Genomic DNA, 16,076 nt, shown 5'->3' with positions numbered 1-16,076 from the left:
CTAGATAAAGCAACAGCAGTGGTATCAAGAGTTTGCAAACAGTAAAATAGACCCAAATTCAGCGCAACGAGTGAGGCGTTGCCAATGCGTGATTACCATCTAGGATCCGCAAGTGCAGCGTCAATCTCTTTCCCTGCTCTTCTGCTCGTCCGTTGATTCTCCGTGACCTGTTTTCCGAACTGCTCAAGCTGCCAGAAGTCTTCATCTGTCCACTCTGGGTACTCGCCACCAAGTTTGTCTAGACTCTTACTCAGCTTCTGGCTCAACGGAATCCTTCTTTGTAACCAGTCGTCGATGACCGCGTTTAGATCTAATCCATTCCCGTCTACGGACACCAGAAAGCGCCCAAGTTCCTGTTTTAGCCTTTCCCGCGCACTGGTATTCTGCCTGCGAATAGACTGCTGCTGCGCATTTACTGCTGATGCAACCATTCCGTTCGTTGTGCGTCTTGAATCACCCTCAGCTCGTCTCATAACCTCAAGCCACTTTGCAGGATCGGGTGCATCACCATCCCATTTGTCAATGCATGAAGTTAAATCGTTCAAGCTTTCAATCGGAACTGGCAGTCCATCGGAAATCCAGAACATTTTGCTTACACGAAACGCCCCAACGCGGCAACTTCCAACAACAAGAGGAATCACTTCTTGACTTGCGGACAGGGAGTCCGCAAGTTGATGTACTAGATCTTGACTAAGTGGGGTAAGTGGCTCCAGCTTTGAATTCTTCTCTAGAGACTCCGGATCAACTGCACAGCGACGTTTCTGTATGCCAGAGCCAGAGATATTCCAGCATTGGTTTCGCTTATCGTAGACGGCCTCCACTCCCGTGTCTTTGGATAGATATCTCAGCGCAGCTTTGATATCGGCATTGTCCAACACAGAGTCTTGGCCGTCCCCATGATGTGCATCGCTTTCGAGATAAGCTTCTTCAGTTAAGATGTCGTTTTGAATATTGTCAATATCGGCGTTTAACGCGCTGACTTCACCAGAATCATTTAGTAGCAGCTTCTTGGCAAGTGCCAGGACAGGCTGCATACGACCGACGAAGCGCTCGAAAAGACCACATCGTTCTCTTAACATTGTGTAAACTCTATCATCCACACTCTTCTTTAGAAACATGTTAACAACGCGCACGTCCGAACACTTTTGCCCAATACGGTCCACACGGCCAATTCGCTGTTCGACTTTACTGGGATTCCACGGTAGATCATAATTGATCACTGCCGCCGCCGCTTGAAGATTCAATCCTTCGCTTGCGGCATCGGTGCAAACCAGGACTTTCAGTTCACCTTTGAATAAAGCGTCGGTAATCTTATCCTTGGACACGTCCTCCCAAGACTCACCATTCCATAACTGTCCGCCTTTCCCGGAATAGCAGCCAAGAGTTCTTCCAAAGTGTGACACCAAATTGTCACGGATATAGTTCATTGTGTCGCTATATTCCGTGAACACTAGAACTGCCCGTCCATCGTCCGCGATGCTTCTAAGTTGTTGAAAGAAGCGATCGCGCTTTGTATCTATGCCGCCTAATGTTCTGAGCTGATCAAGGAGCGAGTTTATCTCATTCAACTCCGCTGCCGCCCGCGAAATGTCATCCGGCAGCGCCAGGGACTTGGCTCCAGGTACTTCGTCATCCGGCAATTCGTCTGCAACAAAGTCCTCTGGTGCCTCATCTTCGACATCGTATTGGTCTGCGGCTCGACTATCAACGATCTTCCTTAATGCTTCCGCTCGTCGTTCGAGACTTCGCTGAAGAGCATAAGGTGAACTTGAAGCCCGGCGACGATAAATCGTCATCACAAACCCTTTGCCGCTCCGCTCCAACTCCTGCCATCTACGGTCAATGTAGCTGGTAATAGATTCATATACTTTTCGCTCTGCTCGTGTGTCGTAGTCAAAGGATTCATCGTGTACCCTTCGAACCGGTGGTTCTCGGTCGAGCATTCCCATCTCATGGTACTTGTGCAAAGTATGCCTGGTGTTCCTGTGCATTCGACGCGCAAGCGGCGATCCCTGACGTAACCACGATGCTACTTGTGGCCTTTGATCTCGATTCGCAGAGGCAATGTAACGAGCAATCTCCATCACGTCATCACCGGCAGGTCTGCCGTCAGGACGATTTGGGAAGGAGGGATCATCAGCGATCAGTCTGGCGGCCTTGCGGGCTGTCGGCAAATTGCAGGCCCCACTTTTCAGACAGGAAAGAGCGGTGTAGTAATCGCGAATTCCCTGAAAATCAGCTAACCACTTTCCACCTTCGCCCAAAACACTAAGCAGGTCCCACGGTTCCCATGGGTTCGTTTGCATCGGCGTGGCGCTGAGGAGCAAGAACCCTCGTGCACGTTGTCGCATTTGAAGCTGGCGGAGTAGATTGAGAAGAAGTGTTCCATGGTTGAACAATTCCTCTTTTGGTTCAGCTCTTCGGGCGGCATGCGCTTCATCGAGGATTACAAGGTCCCACGGCTCCGCCGATAGTACCAACGGCGCGTTGTTTTCCGTGCGGGCATATTCGCGGCTGACAAGCAGTTGGTCGCAATGGTTAAGCATGTCAACAAAACCAGCGAAGCGTTGTTCTTTCCCGTTTGGCCAGATTACTCTGTCGGAAGACACCATCCGCGGGAAAAGCAGTCCCCCTTTTTCACGGAGTTCCGTCTGCCACTGCTCCAGGAGCCCTTTGGGTAGCAAGACTAATACTCTCTTGACGCCCCGTCCTGCCATCAAGCGTCGTAAGACCATAATGGCTTCGACGGTCTTTCCCATACCAACTTCGTCACACAACAACCGTCCATCTGGCCAGGCGTTAGCAACTTCATCTACCACCGCTCGTTGATGTGGCCACATGGAGACCAACGCTGTCGCGTCGCAGGCGAGATGTCCATTTTCCAAGAATGGCGCTTCTGCGATGAAACGCCAGACCATAGCTGCCTTCTGCCGGGCAACTTGGTTGCTTGGCTCGAAGGTCGGAGCTTCCTTCGGAGCAAACTTGATCAGTTGCTGTCGAAGAGCTTCAGGCAGCGTTACCGTAAAGACATCAGCGTGATGATCCGACCATAGCTTGTCGAATTCGGAGCGATAAAAGTCGTACCGCGCATGGTCCTCCCACGATCCGGAAACTTCAATGTGCTCGTAATTATGCAGCAGCGCTTTGGCGGATTCATTGCTGCTACCGGCAAAGACGATGGAATCACCATTTTCATCTGTGGCAATTCCGGACTTCCCGTGTACAATTCCTTCGCCTGTTCGCATGATCCCCACGCGAATGTCCAACAATCCCTTCTTGTATAGCCAGGCCAGCATCCCAAGACGATTGCGGGATAACGCGTCGGATGGTGTCTTGAATCGTTTCTTTAGCTGCTCCTCGAGCTTTGATAGATCACCGGTTTCAGTAAGTGCCTGTACGTCGTCACGTGACAGTTCTTCATTCACGATCAGACGCACAGCCGGACGAGGAGCGCTGGTGCCCATGGATTCAAGCCGTTCGATTAACTTTCCAAACCCGCGAGCAGCGGCAGACAATGCTGAACTCGAGAAATAGGCACAGCAGCGGTCGTATTTAACTGCCATAGACAGTGCCGGAACATACAAGTCGCTTAGTAGTTCAGGATCTGGAGCATGGAAGAAACGCTTCCAACGACGGTCCCGCATGCTACTCATTCTTCGTCCCCAGTTTCTTCAGATTCTTCTTCCTCGTCCTCGTCTTCGTGGTCCAACGCCAATTCCAATGGTGGTGGCGGCTCTGCCCAGTCCGGCGGTTCAATACCAAAAAGCGGATTCAACATCGCGTGCCAAGCACTAAATTCCGGAAACATATCGGCCGCAGTCTTCTGCTTCTTCTTGGGGAACTTCACGGCGTCAGGCGCCGCATTGACCAAAGCAACCATTAGTTTTGCGACGGTTGATTCCGCATTCCATCCTTGTTTGCGCATCAACGCTTTCGCAGCGCCAATGCTTGAGGACGGGTCTTTCGCTTCGATGTACTGCAAAGCCAAAGCATGGCATGCGTCCAGTGCGGTACGGAATTGCGGATCATTGGGGTGGACCTTCAACGCATCTTTCTTTGTCCGTCGCTTGGAAATCGTCACAGGGCCAAATAAAGTCTCGGTCGCTTCATCCGGTTCCAGCGCTCGTTCACGTCGGCGATCTTGGGCGGACAGAATGTGTATCTTGTCACCTACCTTGGTCACAAGTCCCGCGACAATTAGCTGGTCCACATCCATGCCGACCGCTTTACCCAGCAAGTGTGCTTCATTGAATCGAAACTCGGCTGCACCCAGAACGTCCCAGCAAAGCAATTCAAATTGGCCTTCCGGTTCAACTCCTTCCAAACCTTGTCCGGCCAACTGGTCAATTCGCCACTTGCTAACAGCTTCGGAAGCTTCATCAATCGCCTGATCCACTCCGACGTGTTCCCCCGTATCCGTCACGACCTCGTCGAACTGGCTGTACACTTCCATTGCCGGTCCAAAGGATCCGACTAACTGGTCAACGCGATTCAGTCCCTCGTTCGCAAGCTGTGCTGCTTTTTCCTGCGCCTTCTTGCGGATCGCTTCCTTCATGGCGCTGTCGTAGTAGCCCTTGCCCGCTCCGGTTGGACGCTTGCGGGCGACCAGAAGCACCGTGCTCTGCGCCGCGTTCTTTTTCGCTTGATGGAGACTGTGCTCACTTTCCGTCTTCACTGGCCATGTGGCCGTAATAGTAAAGCCAGCGTTAATCAGTGACGTGAACAGCGCTTCCCAAGCTTCCTGTTTTTTGTGGGTAAACATCACCGTCAATACGCCGTCGTCTCGCAACACCCGGCGGCATTCTTTGAAGGTATCCGTCATCAAGGTGCGGTAGAACGTCCGTGCCTTTTCACGGGCGGCAGCGGTCTCGCCACGCTCGCGCTTTTTCCCGTTGGTAGTCGCGCTTTCCAGATGGCGCGATACGTTTACGACAGCTTCCTGACTATGGTCACAAAGGTAGGTCGAAAACCATTCTGGTCGCCGGTGTCCTTGCGTTCGTTTCAACCAGACATAGAAGAAATTCGCCAGCTCGGAATACTGAACGTTGTCGTCATACGGAGGATCCACAACGACAGCCGTTATGCTTCCATCTTCAACTAAACTTAGATTAGCAGAAGATCCATTAGAGAGATTGACACTCGAATCAGTTACTCTATTGTCTAGCTTGACCAGATCCTCATACGCCGACGTTACATTGTCTACGACCCATGCCAATCCTGAACCCGCTTGACAAGGTGCCATTTCTGCATACGTCGCTTTAAATGCAAAATCGTGACGTTGAAATAGATGTTTTGCAATTCCTCGGCTGCTTTCCCATGTATTTAGGAGGTTATTGTAATCTGCATATTTGTCCATTGCAAGTGCCAGCAAGTGCACAATCGCTTCGCCCAGCTCCTTGCCTTCCTCCTTGATAACCTCTGAGCGAAGCTTCTGAAGTTCATCGACCAATGTTCCCATGCAAAACAATTGGCGTGGCGAGAACATGTCCGCCCAGCGGTAGATTCCCCGCGCCATTGGCTCGCCGGTTTTATCACCTTGTGGAATGTCTTCTGCCGGGATGATGTTCTTTCGCTCCCAATCAGCTCGCAAGCGATTCATCTTAAGCTTTGCTGCATCCAGGGCCTCAAGATCGGCCTTCTCCGGTGGAAAGAACTCTAAGCCCTGTGGCGTCTTATAGGCAATGGCATAAAGAACGCTTTCCATTTCTCCAGATTGCGCCTTTGCTTTGATGTAATCGGACGAAATGGGATTTCCAGTGAACAATGAAATGCCCTTGCCACCTGAATATGTTGGCAATGGAGCCTCCCGCAGCTCTCCTGCCCGTTTACCGATATCACGTGTCCTAATACTCCATGTTCCGCTTTCAGGATTCACATGGATCGGTTCGGCAACTACTCGCCTGCCTGTTTTGGGTTTCAGCAAATGCCAATCCGGAATAAGTGGCGTAGGATGTTGGGTGTCTGGACACGGTACGGTCCGCGCGAAGATATAACAATGTGGCGGGATATTACCTTGCTGCGGGAAGAATTCTTCCACGCGTTCAACAAATCGCTTTCTAAGTTGTTCTCCCCACACACGCGCTTTGTAGGCGAGTAATTCTCCGTAACGAAAAGGATAGTCCAGGGTTGCTTCAAGGACCGAACACGCTACCGGATTGTACTCGTTCGCCAACACACTAAGCCCAAGTCTAACACCTTCGAGTGGAATCGATCCTCCGCCCGCCATGGGGTCCATTATCCGAACTTCAGATCCCCAAAGCATTTTTGCTTCTGATCGCATCTTATCAAGTTGTGGCGTAGGAATACGATTCTTGAACGCCCTCTGGCCATGTGGATTGTCAATTGGTCTGCTATGAAGTCGCGCATAATCAAGACTTCGCTGTGCGTCATGCAGCTGACGTGAGCTCCCCCAAAAACCCAGCAATTTCTCAAACACATCCTTCGGAAATGTCGCCGGAAGAATGGACCCTAGAACCGCTGCCCGCGATACAGTTAAGGGTCGGCGCGCCCACCAGACATGAAATCTTTTATCTGGTGGCTGCTGGCCTGTGGATCGTTCTCTAATGCACTCCACGCCGATCGCCGTCGCCGGAAGCCACTCTTCAATCAAGACCCGAGGTGGTTTTTTCACTTGACGGCCTCTACTAAGATTCGCAACGCTCGAATAGCGCGTTTTCCGTTTCTGCTGGTCATTAATCCAAACCACCAGGCTGCTTCCGAACCATCTGCATTACGAAGCTCTTCTGCCGCTCGATGCAGGCGATCCGGATTACGCAATCCTGCCGCCACCAAAGCATAGCAAGCCACACGCGCACCCCAATCCGGGTCAAGCGGATGAAATGGACCCGGTGCCAGCTTAGTTATACCGTTTGCGCGGCCCGCAGATCGCAACAAACCAAATCCCGCGGCGAAAGCAAGCGGAGATATTGGCGCAATCTTGGTCAGCCGTTCCTGCTGACGCTGGTTAAGCGTTCTTCGATATAGTATGGCTGCGTCGCCTGCCCGCCGGTGGACGATACGCAGCGCGAATGATGCGTTTCTTATGGTCATGACTTAGTTCCTGTCGGTTCCTCAAACAACGCTTCAGGAGAGATGTCGTTTGGCGCTTTGTCCGCGATCTCCTTTAGTTGTTCTGCAAGTCCCGCACGGCCGGCTGCTCCAAATTCCATCAACAGATCCGCTTGAAAATCGCATCCTTCCTTCAAGGATGTGTGCAATTTTTGGGCAATCTCAAGTGGTTTCATTTGGTGTGTGGCATGAATCCCGCTAACAATAAGATTGACTGTGCCACCGTCTTTCACTTCACCGGAAAGGCTAACTTCCATCGATAGCGCATTTGCCGATAACGGCTGTGCCATCGGGATAAGCTGCTGTGCCGCAGACGGAGTAGTCGCTTTCAGTCGCAGTTGAACCAAAGGTCTGGTCGCTGCACTTTCCACTGCTTGATCCCAACCGCGAACAGCAATCCGGCCTTCCTTTTTACGAAGCGGCTTTCTTGGTCCCTCTTCCTGCCCCTCTGGGTCGACCTTCAACCAGATTTCTGCCGTCTTACCGACGCCACGCGTGACCAGCACTGTGTCGTCAAGCGGAATGGAGGAAATGGAGCCGGCGATTCGCCGACGCTGTCCTTCCAGTCCTTCCACGCAGCCTTCCTTGTCAAACACGCGGCCATCCTGAACTTTGACCAATAGCTTGCCCTCGTCAACGGCTTTCAGAATCGTCTGCCGCACAATGCCGCCGTCCCGCAGCAATTGTAGTCCGCGTACCGATAGAAAACGCTCATGCACAGCTTTAGCCGTGAATACCTCCGGATTGTCCATCAACGGAGTTGTGCCTGGCAGTACATCGCGCATGAACTTGTCTACGTCCATCGTAGCCGATGTGGAGTAGATCAGTTTGCTGACTTCCAGAAAATCCATGATGTTTTTCTGGCCGTGCGGGCGCTCTTGTAGAACTAATTCATCCGGAACTTGGTTTTTCTCCGTTAGCTTCTTTGTTGTTCCGCCGGCAAAAACCAACGTATCGAAGGCTCGCACGGATTCGATTCGGAAGTGTTTCTTTAGCTCCGGAAGAATACGCACCATCTGCTGACGTACCAAAGCGGCATGTTCGCCAGACCGATTCTCTCTTTCTATCGTTTCAGCTGCTAACAGGCGTTGCGCTCGTTCAATGGCATTGTTTAATCGCGATGAAGTCGGTGCAACTGCCACTACCGCGTTGATGAAACTCCGAGGCATTGGAGCTTCGGGCGTAGAGTCATCACTGTTTGCACATACCCAGTGCGCTGTCTTTTCGTTGTCGCAAAGAACAAGCTGTAAGTCGGGAAGCTCTCTTACCGTTCGCGCTGAAGTTGGCCACGGGGTAACTCGGAATGTTGGGCCCGTGAAATAGGACTGGACTTCCGCTTCCAAACGCTTGCGCGCATCCTCGATAGGAATCTGTGATTTTCTCTCTTCGATCTGCTTGTAGATGTTCGGATCGAAGCGGAACTGCCAACCGCGTCCGCTTGCCATCGGATACGTGTGCCAACAGCAGCCCACAAGACGTTCCATCGCTTCCGACGGTTCTACTCCAGCCTCATCGAGGCGCAACACTGCTAGTGTCGCCTCTGCTGGATCCAGGCCACTACTGTTCTGAAGCGGCAAACTTTCAAGCAATAATGCTGATGCTACTCGCCGATGAATACCGCGTGGCGCGCCTCCATCCAAATCTCCTGCATGCGATTCAACGTCAGCGGTCACAGCTGCTCGGAAATTGTCCTTGTTCAATCTATGCAGCAAATCGGCTTGAATTCGCGGACTCGACCAGTTGATTTCGCCCGCCCCGATGACGTCATAATCGGTCTGCGCTTCCCACACATCCCGCAGAATCCTTGCAAACAGACGAAGTACGCCCCTGCTCTTCTGAAAATCTTGCAATGCGCCAAGACGATCTTGCGCCGTGTCCAACAGGCGTGGATGAAATGGGTAGGAGGCGACGATGCGCTCTGCGTAGGCCTTATTGATCGAGTTATTCGGAAGTAGGTTCGGATGATCTTTGGCGACGCGCTGGTAAAGGTTGTGATAGGCAGCTGACGCTTGTTGCGCCGCCACATGATCAACTTTCGTCAGCAGTCTGCGTACAATGACTTGCGCTGATTCGTCACCGATTGGATCGAATTCGCTCGCGCGACGCCCGACAACTTCATCAAGTTTCACGGCTGCCGAGTTTAATGCCATGCGTTTCAATTCATCGGTCTCTTGCTGATAGGCCGCTTGCCCCGCTGGATCGGTAATGATCATGACAGTCTGCGGGTGTCGTGCTACAATTGCGGCCAAAGAATTGACGAATCCGAGCAGATTGCCTTGACCTCGACTCGATAGCTTTGCCATGTAAATGACTAATTCATCAAGCAGAATAAGCGTTGGTCCCTTTGGGAAGACTGATTCAATCTGCGCTTCACTTGGCGATCCTTCAGGATCATCTGCTGGTCCAAGAGTCTTTAGTGCGGCCGCTTCTCCCATTTGGTAGAAGACTTCGCCCCAAAGGCTCTTGACCGATATCTTTCCGTGCGCGGAGAATTCATGCGATCCTGCTTTCCCTGCGTCGATTGCAATCACCTTGACCTTCTTAGGTCGACCCGCGGCTGGCAGCAACTCCGTTCCAAGTGATATGTCCGCAATATTTTCAGCCAAGTGGTACAACGCCATCAGCGTATGAGTTTTTCCACCACCGAAGCCCGTGCTAAGTGCAACGACGGCACCAGACTCTTGTGGACTAGCAAGCCGCTCAAACACGACTTCTACGACTTTCTTCAGTTGAGTGGCGGGATGTGTATTGGCAAAGAAAGTCTTTGCAACACCATATACTGGATCGGCGTTGCCCGCGACAAGGGTACCGAAATCTGCGGCAAATATGGAATCGTTAAGATCACCCTTCAGGATTTCTGGTCTTGGTGTGCAACCCGTTAGAATACCCATGCAATTGTCCTCGGGAAGTTTGCTTTCTGCGTCCTCGATCGGTTACCGATGAGTGCGCACGGTGGAACTGCGATTTACGTAGTTGTAATGGTTAAAGCGTTTCTCATCTACTGACTGCCACCCCCACATTGCACTCTGTCTTCCAGCGCGGACTGCCCATGACTCCGGACGACCGCTGTGTCACTGGCGCATAAGCGCAAAGTAATTCAAGTTAGCTAATGTGCTTAAAAAATCACAAATAATCAAGTTATTTTCCCCGGCGAAGTTAGTTCATAACAGTAATTTGCGCATTTATTATTCACGCGCAACTTTGCCTGTTAGGTAAATCACGTTGACGTCTGTCGTACTGACCAACGGCAGCCTTAAGTAGTTCTTTTTCTACGAAAATGGTCATGATCGATTTCTTCGCTCGTGTTCTCTCTCCTTTTGACACAGCCGTGGCCCTACAGATGACTCCTCTGCGGGAACCTCGTCCGTTCGCCTGATATCAGATCCTATCTTTTGTTTTAAGACTTTGATTTTATATAGCTTTATGATCGCCTTGCCGATTGTGGTCGAAAGTAACAAGATTTTCGATGCTACCACCGTTTTGGAAACTGGTCGTTGAAACGACGAGCGCCTGCTGCGATGATTTCCTGAGGAAACCGAACTTGCTTGGCTGATTCCTGAACACGCACTTTTGAGGCGTTGCAGCGTCACCGGGTTTTCTGGCATAAGAGGACATAGCAGCTACCCCTCTTATTTGCCAACAGGAGACAAGACATGTCAGACCGCGAAAAAACGTTCGCACCCGAATACCGGATCGTCAAAGACGCACAGATCGAAAAGCACTTTGCCTACCACGTCGAGAAGGACGAAGACGGCTTTTGGTATGATGACGAGAATTGCTTGCTCGGAGCCGTGGTCCAGTTCAAGGAGTACCCCGACCACGAAATGCTGACGGAGACTTACCAGGATCTGCTGGTCAAAGGCGTCATGCAGATGAAGGAAGTCGACGCAGACGAAGCACGCGACTACATCGATGAATGCGAAGATGAATCCGACTTCGGTGAAGAGCTGGATCTAAGCACAACGTTCAGCTTGCTGTTCATTGTGGACGGACATTCCGGCATGTACCGAATGTTGCTCGACGCGAATGACTACTGGGTCGGGCATTCCAGCGGGCTGCGGAAGGATCGGTGGGAAATCTAATTTCCCAAAACCCTGGGAACGCCCGGGGTTTCTTTTAGCTTGGACGATTCCAAAATTGCAAATTGGCAATTTGGCATTCTGTCGTTCAGAATTATTTTTGCGAACTGATGATAATTACTGGGTTCGATTCTTTCGAAAACAAATTACGGTTCGGAGTTTTCGAAAATCGGCGAAACCTAATGCGTGGAGCAGAAAAATCGGTTTCCGACAAACAAAATAATTCGAACGCAAAGAAAAATTGAAAAACACTATTTTTCGATGTTCTCCATTATCATATGCTTACGAAGCAGCAAATAACAATAGTAATTCTTTAATTATTTTCTCGCATTTTAGGGCATTTTTGCCCTTGACAAACGACCCTGTTTTGCGTATACTATATCAGGGGCGGGTGTTATCCGACCCGCTATCCGATGAAATATTTCCCGTCCGATATCTGAAATTTCCCAATTCTGACATTCCCGATATGAAGAAGATCCAGCACAAAAAATCATCCTAAATGTAGCGTCCAAACAGGTCGCCGGATATTCTTGTGCTGGGCTTCGGTTCAGCATTTTTGCTTCATGACATTCACACATTCTGCTATTAACCAATCATGCAAATTTACATTCAAATAAAGAATTAACTCCTAGCACAACTAGGACGCTCTTGGTGTGAATTTGCGGGTTGGGCCCATGTGCTCAACCCGTTTCTTTTTAACTCGAATTCAAGGAGCAGATATGCATACAAGAATTATAAGATTCGCAAAACCGAATCACATCGCAACAGTCCATACAAATAAAACGATTTACATGGATCTACCGACGAAGTCCCGTGATGTTGTTGCCGTAAAGGCTGACGGAATCCGCTTGGTTTCGCCATACGAATGCCCGTATCTGGCACGGAAGGCTTACGATGACCGCCCCAAGATCAACGACGAAGCATTCATGAACGCGGACCTGTGCCCAAGCTTGGCGACACTAAGTAAACAGCTGGCAAAAAGGCTTCCTGCCAAACATCAGGACAGCATCTATGCGACGGCTTGGATGCTTACTATACCACTATATGACATTGTTGACAATGCCATCGACTTGCACTTGGTTGGAACGGACAAAGCCAAGGTCAAATTGATGCGCAAACTTGTTGACCACTTTATTGCCGACAGTTTCATATTCAGCGACGGAGCAAAGTCGGAAGCGGCAGCAACGCATCAGCACGTTGATATTGAATGTGATAACGATGGATCCAAAGCTACAAAGAAAATTCCCAGTAGCTTTCCGTCGATGAAGTTGCGTATCGCCTACTTTGACGCCCAGGCAATGCTTGCTTACCACATCATGCGCATGATTGACTGTAAAGAAACGAAAACCGGCTATCACGACGGCAACAGATATCATATCGAACATCACGAAGTCATTGAAATCATCAGCAAACAACTAGAAGACGCAACCACAACTACGCAATAAACAGATTCGGAGAAGAACATGGAAACGAGAGAACAACTATTATGCGCGCTTTTGATTGCGCGTAAGCAACCGATGCAAGGCTACTATACAAACAGCCGTGGCGAAGTCGTCTTCAAATTTGAAGACAATGAATTGGTTCGCCGCATCGAAGACGGATTCTACCAGAATACGGAACTGGTAGCGATCCAGGACTTTGCCGCTGCACAGCGACAAGTCAAGAACATCATATTCAAATTGAAGGATTCAGATTCATATGGAACAAAACGCGGAAATAGATTTATCGAACGATAACAACAACAATAACAATAATAACAATTTTACAATTCGCCTGTCCGTGTCAAAGCAGACCATTGCGGCAAAAGACCGCGCTGGGATGATCAACCAGTTTGACGAGCGCGAGCTGAATTCAACAGACATCGAGTCGTTGAAGGAAGTATTGAAGTCCAGAAACTACTCGACTAATGTTTGGAATGGCACGCGACACGGATCAACATATGTAGGAATGACCGGCGTCGCTTTGGACTTCGACTCGGGCATGACGATTAGTGAAGCTATGAATGTGTTCGCGCCGTTCAATTACATTCTACATACGTCAACATCACACAACGTGGAGAAGTGGGGGATTGTCGCCGAGCGATTCCGCGTCATTCTCCCCTTTGCTCCGAGCGATCTTCGATTTGTAAGTTCTCGGGATTGCAAGAAGGTCTATTTGAAACTGCTGTCCGAATTCCCCCAAATGGACTCGGCCTGCACGGATGCCGCCAGACAATTCTTTCCATTCTGTGCGGAACGCGGAGCTAAGTTCGAGTTGTATGTTAATGAAACGGGCAAGTACTTTGACATCGCCATTGACGACGTGCGAGATGAAGACGTCAGATCGGACTATCCAGAACACGTGTGGGATGGTACACTAAAACCCAGATCAGAACTTGATCGGATTCTTAAGTTCTGCCCGTTTGTGAAGTGGATGAAGGACAACATCGTCAACCCTGACACAGAAATGCACGAACCCCTGCGGTTTGGGTTCATCTCCAACTTGTGCGGATACGAAGGTGGCGCGGAAGAAATACACAAGGTGCTAAGCCGGGATTGCAGGCCCGGCAAGTATACTCGCGAGCTTGTAGATGACAAAATTCAACGGAATTGTGAAGAATACAATCCGCAGACCTATGCGAGATTGAAGTATCTGGGATGGCCTGGCCCTGTTCCGTCCAAACCCTTGGCACCGGCGGGCTGGGGGAAGATTGGAACGAAGACGGTGCAATCACCGGAATACGTCCGAATCGGTTGGGAAGACAATATCGTAGTGAAGATCAATGGCCAGTGGACCGTTGTGAATCTCGAGGAAGCGAAGTATACGTTGCTTCCCAGGCACAAGACTATCTGCGCAGTCTGTCCGGTGTGCAGCGATGTTACGGCGACGCTTAAATCCGACACCTTCAACTTCGTTCACATCTGGTGTGAAAAATGCCAGAAGCCATATTACGAAGCGGCACTGTCCCCAGGGATGTTCACCTACAAAAACAAACTGCTGCGTGTGGAGAAGCGATCCGACCAGTTCATCAGCATGGAAGTACTGGACGAAGAATCCTTTCGCGACAAAGCGGACTACACATATGTCAAACGCAAGTTGCTGACGGATTTGAATCGCCGCTTTCTGGATGACCAGTTTCAGATTCGTAGAATTGGAAGCGCGGACTTCGAACAGCTTGATTATGAATTTCGTATGCAGGAAAACGCTTTGGTATTCAAATATCCGGCCCTTCCAGTTGTAGCCACGGACAATGCGTTGATCGACAACTTTCTGGACACTATGTTTGGCAAGTACAGCGGTTTCAGTAAGGATTGGTTGGCCATGTATTCCTACACGAACTATCTGACGTTGCCGGTGATCATTCTGACAAGTGAACGCAGCAGCGGTAAGGGAACTTTTGTCGACATGGTTAGCAGCATTTTCCCCAGACTGGCAGGTAGCTGGGTGGGCGTGACCGAAACGTTCAATGATCAATTCAAAGGGAAACTGATCTTCGTTGACGAAAACTCGAACGGTGATAAGCCTATGCAATACACCGAAATCAAGAAGATCACGGGAAACAAAGTGATTCGTATTAATGAAAAATATACACCTGCTTATTACGTGCCCAATAACACTAATATTATTATTGCGACCAACGACCCAAGCCCGATCTTCTTGAAGTCGCGGGAGAAACCGAAGTCTGAAAACGTCAATAACTTCTTCATCTATGGCGTGCCCGAAGTGGACGCGAAGAAGATCGACAAGGAATTAGGAGCAAAGCTTCAGGCAAGACTTGGGCATTACATTCGAACCGAGCTAAAGCAGCGTTATGATAGGTTGTGTTCTGAAAATCTATCTAACAACCGCTACACATTAGCGGCACCGATGACAGATTTGGCCAAGAACCTTTTCGAATCTGCCAAGACCATTATTGAACTTGAAACAGAAGAACTGGCGGAAATTTTAGTTTGTGGTGTGGATAGAAAGGATCCCTTCAATCCGGATTTTGGCAAAATCCAATTTGCAGCGAAGAACTCGGATGGCAAGAGATACGTGCAGTTAAGCGAAATTCGAGAACTAATTAGCAAGTTGCGATTCAAGGGCAGTTCCAATCCCAAAGCCTACGTTAACGTCTTGCAGGAGCAGGGTGTTTTGTCCTACGATGGAAGTCACAGGGAGAAGTCGCAGCGCTTGGGGTACCTGATTCTGCGTGATAAAGGGTTCTATGCGGATACGGATGATACCGGGAAAACTGGGGGAACGGTTTCGGAGATCCCTAAGCCCAAGCGGTCCGCCTTTGACTAGACTTCAGGTCAGGGTCGGGTTCCGAAGGAGCCTGGACCAGGTGACGCTGGTGACAAAAGTGACAAACGGGTTTTGAAAAGTGTCACCAAATGTCACCTATGTTACTTTAATAAAAATAATATATTAAGAACGGTCGGTGACGGAAGTGACGGAAGTGACAGGTTTTTGGGTAAAAGTTTTCTGGAAGTGTATGATCCCTTGGATTCCGGCGGAACCCGGGGTGGGCAGTTCCCATAAATAGTTTTGAAAATTAGTGTCACAAGCGTCACTTCCGTCATCACAACAATAAAAACAATAACTTAAGATGCAAAATTTGTGTCACCGGAGTGTCACCGAAATGTCACTTTTGTCACCGGCCAAATCGGGAGAATTCATGAAAGCAACATCACAATACATCCGCCTACTACTCCAACGCGCCAATAAGCTGCCAAGCACTGCCCAGCGTACTATGCCGGATCAACGCCAGAGTGATCTTGGACTGGACTCCGCACGCCGCCAACAACAACCTCTGCCGGGATGGGCTGACGCGGCCCACGAGAACCTCCTACGCTACATTGGAGGTGGTGTGGAAGCGGAAAACACGCTTAGCGTTGGATGATGCTGGGAAAGCCCCAAAAGGGCTCCTGTGGCTGCCGTACGCGGCAACATGGGACACATCTGCGC

General features: G+C 50.0%; 8 protein-coding genes. 4 read left to right on the top strand and 4 right to left on the bottom strand.

The window, feature by feature from the left end:
- Positions 1 to 92: 92 nt before the first annotated feature.
- The 4 genes from H6507_00200 to H6507_00185 are packed head-to-tail and all read right to left on the bottom strand — an operon-like array spanning position 93 to position 9,959.
- Positions 93 to 3,644 (bottom strand): hypothetical protein, encoded by a 3,552-nt coding sequence (locus tag H6507_00200; GenBank protein ID MCB9367522.1) that lies wholly within the window; start codon positions 3,642 to 3,644, stop codon positions 93 to 95.
- A gap of 5 nt (positions 3,645 to 3,649) precedes the next feature.
- Positions 3,650 to 6,610 (bottom strand): DUF1156 domain-containing protein, encoded by a 2,961-nt coding sequence (locus H6507_00195; GenBank protein ID MCB9367521.1) that lies wholly within the window; start codon positions 6,608 to 6,610, stop codon positions 3,650 to 3,652.
- Positions 6,611 to 6,627: 17 nt separating this feature from the next.
- Positions 6,628 to 7,050, bottom strand: coding sequence for a hypothetical protein (locus tag H6507_00190; GenBank protein MCB9367520.1), 423 nt, complete (start codon positions 7,048 to 7,050; stop codon positions 6,628 to 6,630).
- Complete coding sequence (locus H6507_00185) at positions 7,047 to 9,959, bottom strand: ATP-binding protein (GenBank protein ID MCB9367519.1); 2,913 nt, start codon at positions 9,957 to 9,959, stop codon at positions 7,047 to 7,049. The genes H6507_00190 and H6507_00185 overlap by 4 nt, the downstream gene beginning before the upstream one ends.
- Positions 9,960 to 10,721: 762 nt before the next feature.
- On the opposite strand from H6507_00185, the gene H6507_00180 reads away from it, so the two are divergent.
- The 4 genes from H6507_00180 to H6507_00165 all read left to right on the top strand — a co-directional run bounded on the left by H6507_00180 (position 10,722) and on the right by H6507_00165 (position 15,413).
- Positions 10,722 to 11,150 (top strand): hypothetical protein, encoded by a 429-nt coding sequence (locus H6507_00180; protein ID MCB9367518.1) that lies wholly within the window; start codon positions 10,722 to 10,724, stop codon positions 11,148 to 11,150.
- Positions 11,151 to 11,938: 788 nt separating this feature from the next.
- Complete coding sequence (locus H6507_00175) at positions 11,939 to 12,592, top strand: hypothetical protein (protein ID MCB9367517.1); 654 nt, start codon at positions 11,939 to 11,941, stop codon at positions 12,590 to 12,592.
- Positions 12,593 to 12,610: 18 nt separating this feature from the next.
- A complete protein-coding gene (locus H6507_00170) occupies positions 12,611 to 12,883 on the top strand; it encodes a hypothetical protein (GenBank protein ID MCB9367516.1) in 273 nt (90 codons plus the stop codon).
- Entirely contained in the window at positions 12,846 to 15,413 is a 2,568-nt protein-coding gene (locus tag H6507_00165; protein MCB9367515.1) for a hypothetical protein, read from the top strand. The genes H6507_00170 and H6507_00165 overlap by 38 nt, the downstream gene beginning before the upstream one ends.
- Positions 15,414 to 16,076 lie beyond the last annotated feature (663 nt).

The sequence above is a fragment of the Calditrichota bacterium genome, assembly GCA_020637445.1.
Classification (GTDB): domain Bacteria; phylum Electryoneota; class RPQS01; order RPQS01; family RPQS01; genus JABWCQ01.
Note: the sequence above shows the minus strand (reverse complement) of the source record. Positions and strands in the feature narration are given on the sequence as shown.

Excerpts from the sequence above, each read along its gene's own strand:
- H6507_00200 (MCB9367522.1), bottom strand. The coding sequence starts at position 3,644 with ATGCGGGACCGTCGTTGGAAGCGTTTCTTCCATGCTCCAGATCCTGAA.
- H6507_00190 (MCB9367520.1), bottom strand. The coding sequence starts at position 7,050 with ATGACCATAAGAAACGCATCATTCGCGCTGCGTATCGTCCACCGGCGG.
- H6507_00185 (MCB9367519.1), bottom strand. The coding sequence starts at position 9,959 with ATGGGTATTCTAACGGGTTGCACACCAAGACCAGAAATCCTGAAGGGT.
- H6507_00180 (MCB9367518.1), top strand. The coding sequence starts at position 10,722 with ATGTCAGACCGCGAAAAAACGTTCGCACCCGAATACCGGATCGTCAAA.
- H6507_00175 (MCB9367517.1), top strand. The coding sequence starts at position 11,939 with ATGGATCTACCGACGAAGTCCCGTGATGTTGTTGCCGTAAAGGCTGAC.
- H6507_00170 (MCB9367516.1), top strand. The coding sequence starts at position 12,611 with ATGGAAACGAGAGAACAACTATTATGCGCGCTTTTGATTGCGCGTAAG.
- H6507_00165 (MCB9367515.1), top strand. The coding sequence starts at position 12,846 with ATGGAACAAAACGCGGAAATAGATTTATCGAACGATAACAACAACAAT.